Source organism: Nonomuraea sp. ZG12 (genome assembly GCF_052068115.1).
Lineage (GTDB): Bacteria > Actinomycetota > Actinomycetes > Streptosporangiales > Streptosporangiaceae > Nonomuraea.
In genome coordinates this window covers 27,068-46,033 of record NZ_JBQHCW010000001.1, presented here as the reverse complement: position 1 = coordinate 46,033, position 18,966 = coordinate 27,068, and the positions used below count along the sequence as shown (strand labels likewise).

The 18,966-nt window shown below is 67.4% G+C and carries 6 protein-coding genes; all 6 read right to left on the bottom strand.

The window, feature by feature from the left end; translation table 11 throughout:
• Genes ACTMTF_RS00110 through ACTMTF_RS00085 form a run of 6 tightly spaced genes read right to left on the bottom strand, consistent with a single transcriptional unit; the run spans position 1 to position 18,958 of the window.
• Positions 1-1,866: an N-6 DNA methylase gene (locus tag ACTMTF_RS00110; RefSeq protein ID WP_441108638.1), complete on the bottom strand. Its 1,866-nt coding sequence runs from the start codon at positions 1,864-1,866 to the stop codon at positions 1-3.
• On the bottom strand, positions 1,863-2,789 hold the full coding sequence (locus tag ACTMTF_RS00105) for a serine/threonine-protein kinase (protein WP_441108637.1): 927 nt from the start codon (positions 2,787-2,789) through the stop codon (positions 1,863-1,865). Before ACTMTF_RS00105 ends, ACTMTF_RS00110 begins: the two co-directional genes overlap by 4 nt.
• Complete coding sequence (locus ACTMTF_RS00100; protein WP_441108636.1) at positions 2,756-4,882, bottom strand: UvrD-helicase domain-containing protein; 2,127 nt, start codon at positions 4,880-4,882, stop codon at positions 2,756-2,758. The genes ACTMTF_RS00105 and ACTMTF_RS00100 overlap by 34 nt, the downstream gene beginning before the upstream one ends.
• Entirely contained in the window at positions 4,879-11,250 is a 6,372-nt protein-coding gene (locus ACTMTF_RS00095) for a DEAD/DEAH box helicase (RefSeq protein WP_441108635.1), read from the bottom strand. The genes ACTMTF_RS00100 and ACTMTF_RS00095 overlap by 4 nt, the downstream gene beginning before the upstream one ends.
• On the bottom strand, positions 11,247-16,214 hold the full coding sequence (locus tag ACTMTF_RS00090) for a class I SAM-dependent DNA methyltransferase (RefSeq protein ID WP_441108634.1): 4,968 nt from the start codon (positions 16,212-16,214) through the stop codon (positions 11,247-11,249). The genes ACTMTF_RS00095 and ACTMTF_RS00090 overlap by 4 nt, the downstream gene beginning before the upstream one ends.
• Positions 16,214-18,958 carry a DEAD/DEAH box helicase gene (locus tag ACTMTF_RS00085; RefSeq protein ID WP_441108633.1) on the bottom strand — a complete coding sequence of 915 codons (2,745 nt, stop codon included), beginning with the start codon at positions 18,956-18,958 and terminating at the stop codon, positions 16,214-16,216. The genes ACTMTF_RS00090 and ACTMTF_RS00085 overlap by 1 nt, the downstream gene beginning before the upstream one ends.
• Positions 18,959-18,966: the final 8 nt, after the last annotated feature.

Genomic DNA, 18,966 nt, shown 5'->3' with positions numbered 1-18,966 from the left:
TTAGCCGTTAGCCGAATTGACAACTCTCCCGCTACCGAGCCCCGTGATCCCCAGGTCAACGAGAGCCGCGCCCTGCTCCGCCACTCTACGGACGATCTCCTCGAGCCTCTCCAGCCGTGTGAACGCCACACCGAGACGACGCTGTTCCTCTAGGGGAAGTCTGGGGATCTCCACCCTGCGGATATCAGATCGCGAGGTTCCTGACTGGCTGCGTCCGGCGGCCTGAGTTCCGGCGATCCGCAGAAATCCGGCCAAGCAGGCGGGGTCGATTCGTGACGGATCCGCTCGGAAGAGATGGAGACCGCTGCCGAGGACAGCGTCTTCTTCCTGGATGATCCGCGCGACGAACGCCCGGCCTCCCGAAGGCACCACCACATCACCCGGCTCCAGCCTGACCATCTCCGCCGAGAGGGAAGTGCGACCGCTGGGATCACGGCCGGCGAGCACGTCATCGACGGTCAGCAAGGGTAGCTTTCCGGAGTCGGCCTGCTGTCGAGCAGCCTGATGTGCGGTGACCGCCCCTGCCCTCACCTGTTCGGCGATCGACGTCTTAGGCAGCTCGGACTGCGTGTCAGAAAGTCCTTGAACGTCGCGCAATGCCTGCTGCAGTTCGGCCACGGCCGCAGCGAGGTCCTGATAGGACGAATTGAATGTTCTCCCTGTGCCGTCCGCCGACTTCCGGGGAGTGAGGTCCACCTCTTCATCCAGCAGCTCGATGACGGCCCTCGCCCCTTGCTCACCTGACTCCGAGGCGAAGTCCCGCCAACCGTCCAGGACCTTCGGGCCGAGCTGCGGCCACGGGATGTCGGAGGCATCGAACATGAGCACGTGCGAGGGTATGGCGTCGCCGAGAGCAGGCTTACGCAGCATCCAGAGATGGGGTGCGCCGAGCGCGTGCGGGGCCGCGCCGACGGGCAGGGACGCCACCGCCCGAAGCGTGCCGCTGCGGAGCAGCTGGGCCCGAATACGGCGTCCGGAGCGCCGGTTGGCGGCAGCAGAGGGCATCAGGACGACAGCATGCCCGCCGGGCTTGAGGTGAGAGAGGCAGTGCTGGACCCAGGCCAGCTCTGATTCGCCGCGTGGCGGCAAGCCGTGTTGCCAGCGCACATCGCTGGCAAGCTCCTCGTATCCCCAGTTGCGTTCGCCGAACGGCGGTGCACACACCACAGCGTCGGCCAAGACGTCTGCGAAGCCATCGGCGCGAAGGGAGTCTCCGGTCCTGATGACGGCGTCATGCCCGCGCAACAGCAGGCGCGCGGTCGCGATCCGGGTCGCGTCCTCGTCCCGATCCTGACCATAGATGCGGGAGGCACCCGCGCCGGCCGCGGAAACCAGGAGGCTGCCCAACCCACACGTTGGATCGATGACCGTGCCCCCGTCTGGCACGACCAAGGCCGTCATCAGATCCGCGACCTCGGCCGGCAACGTGACGACGCGCCGGGAATGCGCCTCCAGGTAACGGTCGTAGAGGAAGTCGAACGTCGATGCGGCACCGCGCTCGGCCGCTAGTTCGGACACTGCGTCGAGCAGCGAGCGGGGAAACGCCGTCGACACTTCCGCGGACTCACCGGAGAGCAGGAATGTTCCGATACTGCCGACCACCCGCGCAAGCTGGAGATCCTCGACCCCGGCACGGAGTTGCTGCCAGACCCGCTCGTTCAGCGGGACCTCGGCGAGTTTGCCCTGGCGGCGCAGCCATTCCTCCACTTCGGTCAGGGAGAACAGTGGGCTGCTGGACGTCCCGCCGACCGGCGCAGGGAAGTCGTCGAACCTGCGACGCCAGTTGCTGACGGCGGCACGCCCGACCCCCGCCAGCCTTGCGATGTCGGCTGCTGCGACCGTGGCGCTGTCCTGCACAACCTTCACCCCAAACCCGATAGAGCCGCCGCCGCGTACAGGTGAACGGGATCGGTGGCCGCGTTCCCAGCCACCCATCCGTGCAGCGGCGGTAGATCATGTATCCAGGGGCGAAGTCCCCGATACACGGTTACCGCGCTGTCCGGTCGCCGCTCAGGTGTCTTGGCGAGCAGTCGCCGGATCAACGCCTCCAACTCGCCGGGAACCTCGTCCATGGCAGGAGGGTCCTCCGTCCTGCTCCGCGTGATCTCCCGTAGCAGATCGTCATGCTGGAACGGCCGGGATCCCGTGCACAGTTCGTACAGCAGGCACCCGACCGTGTAGAGATCGCTGGCCCGGCTGGCCGGCTCTCCCACGAGCAGTTCAGGCGCCATGTAGCGAGCCGACCCGGGGATCTGGCCGGCAGCGGTGATCGTGGAGAACTCCCCCGTGCCAAGCGAGGTCGCGACGCCGAAGTCGATGACCTTGACCAGGCCATTCGGGCAGAGTACGAGGTTCTCCGGCTTGACGTCACGATGGATCAGTCCGGCGTCGTGTGCGGCCGCCAGCACCGCACACACCTGCGCGCCGATGAAGGCCGCCCAGGGGTACGGCAGGCGTTCGTATTCGTCCTTGAGCTTGCCGACACTGTCACCGGGCAGCGACTCCATCACCATGAACAGATCACCGTCGTTGCCGAAGTCATAGACCACCGGCACACCGGGATGGCTCAGCCTGGCCGTGATTCGAGCTTCCCGGCTGAACCGCCGCCGCGCATCCTCAGCCGAGACCAAATCGGCGGAGCTGATCAGCTTGATCGCCACCGGCCGGTTGAGCCGCAGATCCTTACCTCCCCAGACCTCTCCCATCCCTCCCTGCCCGATGGGAGAGGTGACCTTGTAACGCTCGGCGACGGTTCTCATGGCAGAAACCGGCTCTTCCTGCCATTCCACGAGATAACGATGCTGTCCCTGGCCCTCGTGCTGGCCACGAACAGCAGTGACCGAGCCCGTCGCATCTCGCGCCGGAACCGCAGCGGATCGCTCTGCTCGAAGTCCAGATTGCGGGGCACCAGTCCTTCAGCCACTCCTGCGATGATCATCCGCTGGTACTCCAGGCCCTTGAACCGGTGCATCGTCCCGATGTGCACGGGCGCCTCGACCAGTCGGGGACCGTCATTGGTGATGGAGCACGAAACGATCTCGGCTAGCGCGAGATGCCTCTCCACCTGGGCCACCATCGATCGCTGGGGCACCGCGACGGCGATCGACCCGCCGTCCCACTTCTTGACCTGTTCGACGATTCCGTCCAGCTCCGCGGCCCAGGTGGCGTACGGCACGAGCGAAGGCTCGGGACCGCGCAGCACCGACCGGTAGCCGGTCAGGTCGTCGCTACCTTCGTCCAGGTCGTCCCAGTCCTCATGACCCAGCAGTCGTACGGCGGCGCCGAGGATCTCGTGCGTGGTGCGGTAGCTGAGTGTCAGCTTGGCGGATCGACCGCGGATGTTGATGCCCAGGCTGCCCAGCGAGACGTAGTTGCCGTAGATCCGCTGGTGAGTGTCACCCGCGATGAACAGATCGTCCGGACCTTCCGGAATCATCGCCCGCAGCATCTTCCAGTGCGCGACAGACAGATCCTGGGCTTCGTCGACGACGATGTGGCTGTAGCGGGGCCGATGCCAGACGCCGGACTCCCGCTGCAACCCCGCGTTGGCCTCGTAGGACGCCCTGTCCCTGGCCTTCTCCATCTCCAGCCGGGCCGCCCGTTCGGCGAACTGCTGGTACGTCCAGACATCTTTCGCGTCCAGCCGCATCACATAACGCTCGACCAGTCGCCAGATGGCCGCGCGGTCCTCCCGGCTGATGGAACGGCCACGACCCGCACGGCGGACACGGAAGTAGTCGGCCCGGGTGGCGCAGGCCTGCCCGAGGATCACCTGGGACCATTCGGCGTACAGGAAGTCGGCGTCCCAGCGGGATTCGCCCTCCTCCAGCAGCAAGTCCTCCCATTCCTTCAACGCCTTGGTGTCGTCGATCCGCGACCGGTGCCTGCCGGAAGCCGCTTGGGCGACGATCGTGCTGGCGACCTTGTCGACGTTGAGGATCTCCACGCGCTGCAGGATCTCGGAACCGGCCAGGTCGATCAGCCGCTGCCGCAGATCGGCGGCGAGGTTGGTGTTGTACGTGGTCAGCAACACTTTGCCCGAGCCCGGGCCGAGCCGGTCCACCAGATGCTTGACCCGATGCAGCGCGACGATCGTCTTACCGGTGCCCGGACCGCCGCTGACGCGGGCCGGGCCGCTGTAGGACCGTTCGACGATCTTGCGCTGGGTTGGGTGGAGGAACACCCTCCAGCGGCCGAAGTCGCCCTGTTCCAGGATCTCCTGCAGATCGGCGTCGTCGGTCGTGACCGTGGCGGGGCGTACCAGTGCCGCCTGGTAGTCCTCGGCGTCGATCGCCTCGGTGACCGCGACCGGGGTGGTGATCTGGTCCAGCACCTCGTCCGGCGTCTTGCCCGAATACAGCGCGAGCAGGACTTCCCCGGTGAGGTGGGGCGCGTAGGAGGCCAGTCCCAGGAGTTCGTCCTCGGTCGTGATCTTCGCGATCAGGCCGAGCAACGGCTCGGCCACTCCCAGATCACGAAGCTGTTCAGCGGAGAACTTGGCGAACAGCGGCTCCGGTCCGGCCGGCTTCTCGACGAGCGTGGCCTCGATGGTGACCAGGTCGACGAACTCGATGCCGCCCGTGACCGGGTTGATCTGGTAGGCGAACTTGTCGAGGTTGTCGTAGACCTCCTGACGCGGTTTGACCGCGACCAGGATGTAGTCGTGGCCGCCCGCGTGCAGCAGCAGCGCCCGATAGTCGAGATTGATCCGCGCCGAGAACAGCCGTGGATGCCCCTCCAGCCGCTTGAACCTCAGTCCCGGATTGTTGAGGTCCTGCCGGAACTTGTGCTGGAAGTCGTAGATCGCGCCTTTGACCGCCCGGGGCAGCTTGAGAATCTCCTTGTCGGCCTTGTCCAGCAGCCGAAGAGTAGCCCCACTCACGCGATGCCTCCCATTAGTTCCTCGGGCGTCCAGCCCGCCACGGTCCGTGCGTCCCATCCGGCTTCGGCGAACGCGGCATCACGCCGTCGAGTCTCATCGTCGTCTCCGGCGAGTACGATCGCCACCTTTGCCGCAGGCCAAGCCAGCTCCGCCAGCCACAACTGCTCGCCCAACTCAAAGCCCACCTCCGGCACGGGCACCCCCAGGGCAGCCAACTCGTGCACGAAGTCGGCCAGCCCTGGCTCGTCCGAAGCCAGCAGATCGAGCACCTCTTCCCAGCGTTTGGTGATCCCGGGTGCGGTTGCCGCCTGCCGCACCACGGTGACCTCTGCCTCCGACCGCAGCTCCTCATCAAGTGGCATCAGGCTGAGCGCGGACAGGAACCCATCCCCACCCGCCGCAGCGAGCTGCGCCGGGTCGAACAGGTCAAGCCCGGTGTGAGCGAGCTGCGCGCTGTCACCCTGCCCGGCATCGAGGAATTGCAGAAGATTGCCCCAGTAGAGCCAGTCGGCCCAGCGGCGTTTGTGGGTCACATCGTCCGCGACGATCGTCCCGTTTCGATCGTCGATCACGGTGAAGGCGCTGAAGACCCGCTGGTCGAGGACGATCGTCAGCGATTCACCACGGCAGACCGCGATCTTTCCGGGAGCCCCGTCGGGAAGCGGCAGCCCTCGCAACGAGGCGTTGATGCGCTCGGCCACTCCCCCGACGTCACAGACACTCTTGTCCGTCGCCACCGAAACCGCGCCCGCGACCACCGCCTCGGCCCTGCGCAACCACAGCTCCTGATCGGGCGAGCCGAGGTAGGTCAGCAGCGTCTCGATCGGGTTGGCCCACATCGTGCGTACCAGGTCGTCCGGGTCGCGACCGGTGAGCTTCTGATAGTAACCGCGGGCGCTCGCCTGAGCCTTTCCGAGGTACGGCGCGTGCGACGGTTCACGCGAGGAGCCGGGCGCGAATCCGTTCTCCTCCCAGGCGTCCAGGTTCTCCCAGGTGAGCTGGAAGACCAGCCCGCGATGCGCGCGTAGCCGGGAGCGCTTCTCCGCGTCGTCGGCGAGCCGGTTGATCTCAGCGGTCGCGTGGTAGGCGTAGCCGTCGAGGTACACCGAGACCTCCTGCGGCTCGGAGTCGACCAGCCTGAACACCACGTCCGGCCGGGTGCCGCGGATGGTGTTCTGCAGGGTCATCCGCCAGTGCCGAACGTTGCCGTCAGGTCCTTCGATCCGCAGGTCGGCGGTCTTGCGTCCGTTGATCACCTCGCCTCGGGCCAGGGTTCCGGCCGTGTCGGGCCGGCGCGCCCACGATTCCAGCCCGCCGAGGAAACGTGCCTCCAGTTCGCTCTCGACCTGGTCCCACAGCGAGATCTCGCTGGTGTTGACGACGTCGGTGACCTGCCAGTCGTCCAGCAGTTCGGCGAGCATCTCCTCGGCGTCCGCCCGGCTGACCTTGTCGTAGTCGCTGCCCGGCACATGCGAGAGCAGGCAGCGGTGACAGGCGCGTTTGGTGCTGTCCTGCTTGCACCGGCACTCGGACACGATCTTGTGCGCCTCGGCCAGCACCTCGCGAAAGCCCTCGGGCGCGGCGAGCCTGTGCAGGTAGCCGGTGCCGCCGGGCAGGGTGTCGTGCAGCACGAGGAAGCGCCGCCGCCGTCCGGTGTCCTGATCGGGCATCGTGGCCGTGGCGATCGACAGGTGGTCGGGATCTCCGCCGTACTTGGCGGCCACCCCGGCCATCAGCGCCGCGGCGAAAGTGGCGGTCCGCTCCGTGGCCATCAGCGTGGCGATCGGAAGCAGGATGCGCAGCGCCTCGGTGTTCAGTTCGTGCGCGAGGATCACCTTGACGTGCTCGGTGTCCTGGGCCGCCCGCCGGAAGACGCACCACGGCCGGTGATGGCGACGGCTCTTGTCCGCCCACGAAGCCGCCAGCAGCCCGTCCGACTCAGCGGCGGGGGGACCGTCCACGGTGGTTCCGCCGCAGGCCGGGCAGACGTGGAACGGGTTGAGCCGGGCGTCCTCGCCGGCGAACTTCTTGTAGTCCTGCCGGTCGTTCCGCATCGTGCCCAGGTTGAACCGCCGGATGGCGGCCTTTCGGGTGAAGTCCACACCGAAGACGGCCTTGTGATGCCGCCACGAGCCTTGCTCGATGTCGGCTGCGTCGATGTCGACGGCGACCGCTCGCTCGTAGTAGCGCCGCTGCCGGTCGTCGCTGTCGTCGCCGATCTGGGCGTCGTCCCTCCGGTCGTGCGCGTAGACCCTGGTCGGCCGCAACACCTTGTAGAGCGACTCGACCTCCCCCAGCCCGGCGTCGGCGCAACGCGGGCAGGGGGAGGTGTCCTCGACCGCCTGGCCGGTCCGCACGTAGCCACAGCCTCCGCAGACCCGCCAGTCTTCCCACGTCGGCCGCGAGGGCGTGCCGATGTCCAGACCGGTGACCTTGTGCTCGTATCCGCGCATGTAGAAGGAGTTGCCCGGCGCCAGTTCGGTGAGCGCCAGCCGCGCCGACCGCTTGTACTCGCGCACCTCGGAGTGATATTGCTTGCCGCCCGGGATCTGCTCCTCCCAGGTGATCGTCGCTTCCAGCGCGGTGGCCGAGTCGATCAGGGAGTAGTTCGGCAGCAGCCCGAGCTCGACCAGCGCGCTCTGGGCGTTCTCCCGGCCGATCTCTCCGATCAGCTTGGCCACGGCTCGCCGCTCGGCCATGAGAGATCGCTTGACCGCCCGCTGCATCTGATCAGCCTCGACCAGTGCCTTGATCGCCTCGTCCATGGCGGTCAGCCGTTCCCGGAGGTCTGCCAGCCGCTGATCCCACTCCTCAGCGGCATTCCGTACAGCCTGCGCCAGCCCAGCTCCGGCGAACGCCCGCAGATCCGAAGCCGCCTCAGGCGTCACGGCGGCCCCGAACAGATCCAGGAAGCCCGCGACGGCTCGCGAACCGAGCGCCACCGGGACGAACGAGGCCAGCCAACCGGTCTCCCCGAACAACGCGGAAGCCCGGCGCGGCAACGCCAGCACCCCGGGAAGCCGCCCACGGGCACAGAGGTCGACCAGGTGCGCGAAATACTGCCTGCGCAGGATCTCCACCGCCGACAGGTAGCTGCCAGGAGGCACGATCTCGCCGGCGATCATCTCCGTCGGCTCGTTCAGGAAGTACAGGTCCCGGGGGGAACGCCCGACCATCGTGACCATGAAGGCGTTACCCGTCTGGCGTCCCGCCCGCCCGACTCGCTGCACGTAGTTGGCCGGTCCAGGCGGCAGGGAGGCGAGGATCACCGTCGACAACTCGCCGATGTCGATGCCCAGCTCCAGCGTGGGCGTGCAGGACAGGACGTTCGGGTCGTTGTAGCGGGTTCCCGCCTTGAAGCGTTCCTCGACCTGCTCACGCTGACGGCGGGTGAGCGCGCCGGTGTGCTCGGCCGTCACCACGCGGAACGGCTCGTGTCCCAGGTAGAGGCCGCGGTAGTAGTCGTTGAGGTACTTCCTGGTGCCCCGGTCGGTCAGCCGGCCGCCGCAGCGGTAGCGCGGGCACGGCTGGCCGTACCACTCCGCGACCAGCTCGGGCCGGATGGTCTGCTGCCAGGCACACTGATCACAACCCAGGCCCGCGTCGTTGACCTGCTCGTCCCCCAGCGCGTGCACCATGATGTGCCCGGGTTGCAGCCCGTACACCCCGGTCGAGCCATCGGCCACCCTCTTGGCGACGACCCCTTCCGAGGCGAGGACCGGCAACAACCGCGCCAGGTACTCCCCGGCCTGGCCCTTGCCCAGCGCGAGGCACCGGGTCGCCCAGTCTTGCGGCCATCCCTGGTCCGCGTCGATACGGTCGAACTCGGACTTGTTCTTGAACCGGTCAAGCAGGAAGGTCGGGGCGCTCAGTCCACGCGGGAACGCCGGCATGCCGTCAGGCCGCTGTCCCCAGATCGCCCGGTACCTGTTGGTTCCGGCGATTCTGATCCACTCATCCAGCCACGTGTGCTTGATCGCGCCTCGGTAGCGCAGCCGATCCAGGAATCCGCGGACGAACGCGAGATAGCGCTTGTCGTCCTGCCGCTCGATCATCCCGGACAACCCGACGTGCACATCTCGCGCCAGCTCAGCGATCTTCTGCGGGTCTTCGAGCACCACCTCGCCGACCGCGGTGCGGGTCAGGTCGAGGGTACGGCCCTGCCTGCTGCGCAGCCCGAACTCCAGAACCGTCTGGAAGGCCAGCCGTTGCCCGATCAGGTCCCACGCCTGTGGAGTGCCACTGGTCGTCTCTGCCAGGATCGCGTCGATCTCCGGCCGGTCGTGCAGGTCGGGGGGGACCACGGCGGGCAGTACGCCGGACTCGCTGGCCGCCGCCGCCAGGTCGCCGATCAGGTCGTTGAGCAGGATCGGCGCCTCGGTGTCCAGCCGGGAGCTGATCAGCCGCCGCAGCGAGAAGGCGAACGACCGGTTGGCGACGAACCCGGCGCGGTGGGCCGCGTCCTGCACCGAGTCGTTGAACAGCAGCGTCTTACGCTGCTCAGCCTCCAGCTGGCGGCCGGCGAACAGTTGCGTGACCGCCACCGACGCCAGCGACGCCAGGCCGGCACCGAGGAAGCGGATGCCCTGCTCCATGTCGCAGGCCGGGCAGCGGTCCTGGGTGGCCGCGTGGTTGCCGTCCTGCTTGGTGCTCAGGTTCGCCAGCACGAAGACGATGTCGCCCTTGCCGTACTCGTCCCGCGCGGGGTCGTAGGGACGGACCCGGTCGCCGTCGAGGATCTGCAGGCCCTTCGCGTTCGCCGCGGCCTCGCCCTCGGTCGCCCGGATCAGCGCACGGACCCGTTTCTTCTCCGCGCCGATCGCCGAGCGGTAGATCTTCTCCGGGCTGGTGACCAGCTCGGACGGGTCCTTCTCCGGAGAGAACGCCGCCCAGCCCGAGCGTCCGCAGTGACGGCAGTAGACGGCCGGGAGCAGGTTCTTGCCCAGCACGTTCAACGTCGAGTCGGCGTCGGTGACCGGCGACTCGCCGATCCACGCGAACGCCGGGGAGTGGTGAACCAGCCGCAGCAGCCGCGACACCGCCCGTATCCACATGTGCGTCTCGACCATGAGAAGCGGCCGGTTCGGTCTGCCCGGCACCTTGTTGGGAACCCGGGCCTGCGACAGCAGAGCGACGAATCTCGCGAGCGCGGTGGCTGCCTTGGCCGGGTTGGCGCGGATGTAGGCGCCCCAGTTGTAGGCGCCCTTCTTCGGCAAGCGCTCCAGCATCTCTCCCAGCGTCTTCGGCTTCCCGTCGCCGAGGAGTTCGAGCACGGCCTGGGTGAGGATGTGCTGCTTGAGTATGGTGCCGAGTTCGATGTCGCTGATCGTGTTCTTGCCGGTGACCGCGGCGGCGAGCTGGCTCATCGCACCTGGGCTGATCAGCGGATCACCGCACGCGATCAGGTCTTCCGGCCCCGGGAGCGGCAGCGTGAAGTCGATGTCGCCGATGAACTCCTCGGCGGTCAGCCGGTCCTCACCGATCACGGCGTCCTCGGGGAACGCCGTGCCGAAGACCTGCTCGGCCACCTCGCGGATGACCTTGCCGTCCCCGCCTTCGCCCAGGGTCGCCGAGGTGGCGACCGGGCAGATGTCGCCGAGCGGCTTGCCCGGCTGGGAGTGCCCGGTCGCCGCGGCGAGCCGCCGCAGGAGCATCGCCACGTCGGTGCCCTGCGCGCCATCGTAGGTGTGGAACTCGTCCACCACCACGTACGCCAGCTCGGCCTCCTGCCACAGCGGCAGGTCGTCGGCTCGCTGGAGGAGCAGGTCGAGCATCTTGTAGTTGGTGATCAGAACGTCCGGCGGATTACGCCGGATCTCCGACCGCTTGGTCAGCACCTTCGGATAGCCGACCTCGGGGGTGTCACCGATGTAGAGCGCGGCGGTGACCTCCTCCATCCCGGTCTGCTGGAGGTAGTCGTTGATCCGGTGCGCCTGGTCGGTCGCGAGGGCGTTCATCGGGTAGAGCAGCACGGCCTTCACCCCATGCTTGCCCTGCGCTCTCTTCCGCCGGCAGTGGTCCAGCACCGGCAGCAGGAAGGACTCCGTCTTGCCCGAGCCCGTGCCCGTCGTGATCAGCGTCGGCTCGGCCTGCTTGCCGAGCGTGCTCAGCCGCTCGAACGCCTTCGCCTGGTGCCGGTAGGGCGTGAACCCGCTCGGCACCCATTCCAGCCGATCCCGCCACCCGTCCTCCGCCGTCCGGAACGGCGTCCTGATCCGCAGGTACGGACCCCGGAAGATCCCCTGCTCCGGGTGGTTCAGGAAGAGCTTCAGCGCATCCCTCGCCGTGGTTTCCGACAGGGCGAATGTGGTGGTGAGGTACTGGGTCAGACTTTCCCGCAGTTCCTCGGCGGCGAGCGTCGGTCTCACGCGTCACCGTCCTTCTGCTGTACGGCCTGCGCCTGCTGAAGGCGTTCGGCGAAGACCGCATGGGCCTGCCGGTATTCACCCTCACGGTCGGCCTTGTAGAAGGGCGCGGCGTAGCCGTCGGGCACCGGGCCGTTGATCTCGGGGTCGAGGTGCGCCATGAGCGCTTCGAAGTCCGCCTTGGTCTGACCGTGGCCGTAGGTGTTGTGGTTGGCCGCGAGCTTCCGGCCGTTGGCGTCGAACCAGATCTGCGCCTCGTAGTCCGACAGGACCGGGTAGCGGGAGCGATAGATCGCGACGAGCTGGTCGACGGTCATGCCGAGCCAGAGCGCGACCATCGCGTCCAGCTCCACCAGGGCGGCGCGGCGCTCACGCTCGGTGCGGAGCGGGGTGCTGTGGTGCCATTCAGGGGTGACGCCCTCAGCGATCGGCTTCAAACCCGGCCAGTCGACAGCCCAGGTTTCGTGCTGCCAGACAGGCTCGCGGAGCTCGGCCCACAAGTCGGCGTAGGCGTTGGTCAGGCAGTTGAGGCGCAGGGTGCGCAGGAGCAGCGCCGAGGCCAACGGGTGGTCCGGATCGGCGGCGGGCATGGCGTTGGCCTCGGCGTATTGGAGGTGCGATCGCCCGGTGATGCGCAGCACGTAGTCGAGCGGAAGCGCCGCCCAGAACCCTGCGGCCAGCGCAGTGCCGCGGTTGTTGGGCAGTGCCAGCGTGTGCACGGTATGCACGTGCGCGGGACCGGGCGGGATCAGCGCCGCGAACAGCGATCGCTCACCGTTGAACGGAACCATGACACGCCAGGCCAGGCGGTAGAACTCGGCATAGCGACGGGTACTGCCGTCGGTGGTCTCCCAACGGTCCTGCGCAGCGCGGTAGGTGTCCTCGTCGCACGCTCGCTCGTAGTTAGCCGCATGCACTGCGTCGATCGCGAGAGCCCTGAGATCCTGCGGCTGGTCGGAGCTCTTGAAGAGCGGCGGCTGCTTGGCGAAGGGCGTGGCGACGCTGATGTGCGGCCCCTGGAGAATCACGTCGCCCGGCGAGCCACGCCCACCCGGCGACCAGCGAATCAGTCCGTCGTCCTTGGCGGTCTTCTCATGGTAGCCGGAACCGATTCGCGGGCCAGCGAGGCCAAGTCGTCGTGAGTAGTTTGCCAGCGCCTCAATCGCACCCATTTCTGCGACGGTCACGGGATACAGCAACGGCGTCTGCTCCAGCGGAATGTCATCAGCATTGAGGAGTCGTCGCCACTCACGCAACACGTCATCATCGACCTGGATGATCCGCGCGCGGTGCGGCCGGATGTCCCACCTACCTTCGTGCTTGATACCTGGGAGGGGTCCTTCGCCGTCATGCTCCAGCGAGCGCGGCACGACTTCTACGCCGTAGAGGTCACTGAAGTGGGCGAATCCAACCTGACGCCCTGAACCATAGATATGGAGACCAAACTCCTGCGTCCGGCTCAGGTCTTCAAACGCCCAGTTCGCCGCATTGATGAATTTTGCATGGACTCGCAGGTGACGATAGGCGGCAGCGCGCAGTCGACCTTCCTTGACGCCACCGAAGTGAGTGTCCGGATGAATGAGTCCGGCTGCTCCCATGTCTCCGAGGTTGGCCCATGCGCGGCACATGAACGCGCGATATAGATCCGGCTGAGTGGCTGCGAGCAGCGGATAAGCGATCCCTGAGCCAAGGAACTCGGTGGTCCCCACATTGGCGGACAGTTCGCCCAAGAACGAGACGCTCGCCGCATCACCAGCAAGCACCTCGGTCTTGCGGTCGCGCCATTCAGGCACGCTCGGCTTGTCCACTAGCTTGAACCACGGCTCCCACTCGGCGAGAACCGCATCCTCCTGCCAGGTAGGCCGGACCCAGGGCGGGTTGCCGACCTGGAGGTCGAAGCCGCCCCTGTCGAAGATCTGCGCGAACTGCAACTCCCAGTGGAAGAACCCCTGGTCCTCCGCGATGTCCTCGGCCACTCCCAGCCAAGGGAACCGCTCCGACAACTTGAACGCCGAGTCCATCCCCATCCACGCCGGAAGCTGGTCCTCGTAGGTCTCCAGGTCAGCCAGCGACGCGAAGCTCGCGACCAGCGAATCCTCGGGAATGTCCGCCCGGCCGAGCACGGCCTCGGCGAAGTCGAGCCAGTCGTTCAGGTCCGCCAACGGGATGACCTTGCGCACCGGGTCAGGCTGCGGACGTGGCTTGGCCGCCTTCTTCGGGCCACCTCCGGTAATCGTCTTCGCCTCGGACAGGTCGAGCTGCTTGTCTCCGGCCTCGAACAACGACTCGGTGACGTACACCTGCCCGAACCCGAGAGACTCCTCCGGCGCAGCCCGTACAGATGACTCGGCCAGAACGACTGACTCCAGTTCGGCCGTCGCGGCGGGCGCGTAGATCGAGTGCGTGCCGTCGAGAAGACCGGCCTGGTCGAGCGGCCAGAACCACAGCGCGCACCAGGCGTCCATGACCTTCTTGAGCCGCCAGTAGGGCGTCCCCGGCGAGGTCAGGTCCTCGTACACCTTCTCCTTGCCCACGGCCTCGGCAGGCTGGGTGATCCAGTCGGCCTCCCAGACGTCGATCTTGCGGCTGATCTCCCGCTCGGAGATCGTGAGGCGCTGGACCACCAGGTCCCACAGGTATTCGGCCCGGCCGGACAGCGCCTGGAGCCGCTGGAGCTGGGACAACCGCCGGCCGGTGGACTTCTTGTCGGAGACCTTGGCGCGGATCTTTTTCTGCCAGGCCTTGAGCTGCTTCGCCTCCTGCGGCGCGAGGTTCTTGGCTTCCTTGGCGTCGGCGACCGCCGCCCAGCCCTCGGCGGGCAGCAGGAAGTGGTGAACCTGGCCGGAAGGCACGGCCCCGGCGGAGAAGGGCAGATCGGCCGGGGCCGTCTTGAGCCACTCCCCCTTGGTGAGTTGTGCCGCGCCGTACACCCGACGCCCTGCCCCGATGAGCGAGTTGCCCCGCCGCAGGTGCAGCCCGAACCAGGGGGCCTGCAGGCCGGGGTGCATGACGTTGAGCCAGACGGAGACCTCGGCCAGCTCGATCGCGGTCTCGTTGAGGTCCACGCCGTAGGAGTTGTGCAGGGCGACGTACGCCTTGACCCGCTGCAGCTCCTCCTCGTACGACTCGGGCTCGATGGAGAGGCCGCGCTCCTGCTGGCGGCGCTTCAAGTACAGCTCGGCGACCTGGTTGATGGCCTCGTTCAGGAAGGCCCCGGAGCCGAGAGCCGGCTCGCAGATCTTCCACGACAGGATGTCGCGCGCCGTGGTCTCATCGGTGACCCGGTGCTGGAGCGCGAGCTGGACCGTGACGCGAGTCAGCGACTCAGGCGTGTAGTAGGAGGCGCTGGTCTCGCGGTCACGCCCGGCGAGACGGTAGACGAACGAGCCGGCCGGATAGCGCACGTACTCGTCGGTCTTGTTGCCGTCGTCGTCGACCCGGATGACGAAGACCTCGCTCGGGTAGTCGTCCACCTTGGAGGCGGGAATCATCCACGAGCCGTCCTTCGGGTCGCCGCCCTTGGCGACCTCGTACAGCTCCTCGGTGGCGATGAACCCGGTGTAGGACATCAGGCCCTCGTACACCGCGCCGAGCTGGTTGATGCCGAGCTGCGCGTAGGAGATGAATCCGCCGCGTTCGCGGCGCCGGCCGCGCGTGAGCATGAGCTTGCGCAGCACCTTGTAGAGGGTCTCGTTGCGCAGGCGGGTGTCGATCGTGCGTGGGTCGTCCTCGTCGAGGGGCAGGTCGCGGCGGATGAGGCCGATGGCGGCTGGTTCGAAGAGCCCGGACTTCAGCGGTTCGAAGCGCAGCCCCTCCTCCTCTGAGACCTCGTCCTCGGTCCGCGGGCGGTGCCCCTCGTTGACCATACGGAACAGCAGGTCGAGCGACTCGTACAGATGGAAGCCGTTCCTGGCCTCCTCTCCGGTCAGGTCACGGACGACCAGGTCGCCGAGGCGGGCCAGACTGTAGCCGCGGGTGTAGTCCCCGTCGTCGGTCGGCAGGATGCCCAACTCAGGCCGGGCCTCGGCGTACAGCAGGAAGAGGATGCGGTACAGGTAGCGCAGCGACTCCCGGCCGAGTTCGCGAGCCAGAGCGGCGGGCTCCATGATGTCGCCGGCCTGCACTCCCGCGGCGCGGATGCGAGCGAGAACCTCGTTCGCGATGAGTTCGACCGACTCCTTGAGCCCGTCGCGCAGTTCCTTGGATACGCCGACCGCGTGGTTTCGCGAGCTGGCCAGTAGGTCGGCGAGCGGCTCGGCACCGCCCTCGGCAGGAGGCAGCAGCGAGTCCGCGCCGAAGAGCGCGGCGATGACCTCCAGCTCCGCGGGGTCGTTGCGGCCGAGCGCGACGTCGAGGGAGACGGCGAGGTAACGGCCCTCGCCCCAGGTGGCCCGGTCGGCGAGGATGACCACGCCGCCGGCCAGGATGAGGACGTAGCGGGGCGGGTTCTCGCCGGCCAGCAGCCAGGAGGCGAGCTTGGTGGCGTCCTCGATCTGCTCGCGGCCGTCCAGCTGGACGGGGTGCAGGAGCTGCCCGTCGAGACCGGCGTCGACCTCGGCGGCCCAGCCGCACTCGATCGCGACCAGGTGCTCGTCGGCGTAGGCGACCTGGACCGGGTATTCCTTGCCCGCCCGCTCGACGGTGATCTCACGTGGCTGGGCCTGGTAGCCGAGTGCCTTGAGCACCTGGATGTGCAGCTCGCCGAGCTGCTTGCGCCACTGCGGCAGGTCCTCGGGGATCTCACCCTCGCCGAGCCGTACATCCATGTCGGCGAAGAAGGGCCGGTCGGTGAAGTACGGCTTGCCGAGCGCGCGCAGACCCTTGCGCGGCGTGGTCAGGCCGTCCTTCTCCTGACCGGTCCAGCGGGCGAGCAGGCCGTCCTTCTTCTTCAGGTCCTTGGGCAGCACCTCGGCCAGGTAGTGGGCCGAGAAGTAGTCACCACGGTTGACCAGCGAGTCGAGTCTCATCACACATCCTGAGGAATGAGGACGGCGAGGACCCGCAGCAGCGGTTCGCCGGTGGTCTGCATGGAGTCGAGCAGGCGCTGCTGCCGTTCGACGGTGTCGCGGACGCTCTGCTCCTTACGCGTGCGCTGGGAGATGTGCACACCGTCGAGGGTGAGCTGCTGCCAGGTGTCGAGGTGATCGCGGTAGTCGTCGAGCGGGGCGACGACCGCCGCGTCGTACGCGGCCCGGCGGGCTTCCAGGTGCCCGCGGGCGGCTGCGACCGCCTGCGGGAGGCGGTCCTGGAGCGGCTGGAGGTCGATGGGGCGGCCGGTGTTGGTCATGCGCGGCCCGACCTCGGCTTTGGCGATGATCTCGGTCATCGGGTCGTGAAGGACTCCTTCGCCGCTGACCGCCATCCACTCGACCACGGTCGGCTGGCCGAGAGTGTTGGAGTAGATGCCCTGAATAAGGAAGGTCGGCTCGTCCACCTTCGCGGTGATGACGGGAGCCTTCTGGCGGCCGAGTCGTACCAGCACCTTGTCGGTGATCCAGTCGACCAGCGGGTGCAGGTCGGACAGGTAGGCGATCTCGGGCCACATGGTCTTGGTGCGCCGGGCCTCGGTGAGTTTGCGCTGCGCGAGCGCGCGGTCGAAGGTGACCTTCATCCGCTTGCGGACGTCGTGGGTGCGCAGGTAGTCGATGGGCAGCGCCGACAGCCGGTGGACCAGGTCAGGCGGCGGGGAGAACGCCATCAGCTCGCCGTCATCCTCCAGGTCCGTCAGCAGGCCGAGGGTGGCGATGGCCTCCATGACGAAGGTCTCGGACGTGTCGAACAGCCTGGGGACGTCCGCCTTGAGCGGGTCCGGATTGGCAGGCTCGGCGCCGATCGAGCCGAGCAGGTCGGCGAGGAAGTCGTCGATCGGACGGTCCTCGATGGACTCCTCGACCGTCTTGCCTTCGAGGAGGTCCTGGATGAGGCGGCGTTCCTCGCGCTCGGCGCGGTATTCACCGGTGACGGCCTCGGCGGTGCCGAGGGTGCGGTGTGCGGTGGCCTCCTTCTCCAGGAGTTTCTCCGCGACGGTCCTGTCGTCCTTGGCGCCCTCCACGTCGGAGGTGAGGATGAGCGCCTTGAACTGCGGCTGGTGCTCCTGGCCGTAGCGGTCGATACGGCCGTTGCGCTGCTCGATCCGGATCAGGCTCCACGGCACATCGAAATGGATCATGTGGTGGCACTGCCGGTGCAGGTTGACGCCCTCGCTCGTCACGTCCGTGGTGACGAGCAGGCGAACCGGGCTCTCGGCCAGGCCGAAACGCTCGATGACGTCCTGCTGCTGCTGGTCGGACATACCGTTGCCGAGCATCACGTCGACGGCATCCGGCTTCAGACCGAGGCGTTCGGGGAGGACGGCGGCCAGCCACTTGACGGTCTCGACACTCTCGGAGAAGACAACGACCCGGTTCTTCTTCAGGTCGATGGCCCGTAGCTCGCCGATGAGCGCGGTGAGCTTGGCGGGTTCGTCGATCTGCGCGGTCAGGTGCTGGAGAGTCTTCAGCGCGTCGATCTCCCGGGCTTCCGTGGCGTTCTTCAGCCGGTTGGCCACCGTCTTCGCGAGTGCCTTCGGGCTGGACAGAAAGGCCTTGAGCAGCGTGTAGGGGAAGAGCCGGTTCTTGGCGGAGACGACAGGGCCGCCGATGCGCTGGTCGCCCGCGAGCCACACCTGGGTGAACTCCTCGAAGATCTTCTCTTCGGCGAAGGTGGCCGTACACCTGACGGGGACGGAAGGCCCGCGGTCGGGCCACTTGCTCCCCATCTGGTCGCGCACCTCGGGGCTGATCTTGGTGCGGCGGATGTAGAGGTGGTCGATGTCGCCGGCGGAGTATTTGCTGTCGTCGGCGATCGCCGCAGGGTCGAGCATGCGGATCAGCTCGGCGAAGGACTCGCTGTTGCCGTTGTGCGGGGTGGCGCTGGCCAGGAGCAGCGCGTCGGTCTGGCGGGCCAGCAGCTTGGCCAGCTTGTTGCGGTCGGTTTTCTCGCCCATCAGGTTGTGGGACTCGTCGATGACGACCGCGTCCCAGTGCAGCTTCTCCAGGTGCTGGCCGTACTTGCCCGCGTTCTTCAGCGTGTCGATGGAGACGATGATCCGCTTGTAGTAGGTGAACGGGTTCCGGCCGGCCGGGATGTCACGCTGGATGCGCTCGACGCCGACCGAGTCCAGCCGGATCAGTGGGATGGCGAAGCGGGTCCACAGCTCGTGCTGGAACTGCTCCAGAACTTGTTGCGGGGTGACGACCAGGATGCGCTCGCCGCGGCCGCGCTTGATCAGCTCTGCCAGGATGAGACCGATCTCCAGGGTCTTGCCGAGACCCACCACGTCGGCGATGAGAATGCGCGGGCGCAGGCCCTTGAGCGCGAGTTCGGCGGGGCGCTGCTGGTAGGGCAGCGGGTCAAGGAGGAACCGGTCACCGAGCGCCAGGCCCTTCTCCGTCTGCGGGAGCGGAGTCCTGCGCAGGACCGCCTCCAGGAACAGCCGGCTCTTGGCAAAGCGGGAGGTCTCATCCTGTTCCAGGACGGTCTCCTCGGGCCTGAGCAGGCTGACCTCCTCCAGCGCGGTGAAGAAGACCGCGTCCTCGTCGCGGACGAACTCCGATGCGCCGACCGCCGTGATCTTGTATCCGTCATGCGCGGTCTTCGCGCACGTACGAACGATCCACTCGGCGTCCCGGACTTCGATCCGGGCACCGGGAGGATAGGAGGTCTCGGTCACTGGGCTGC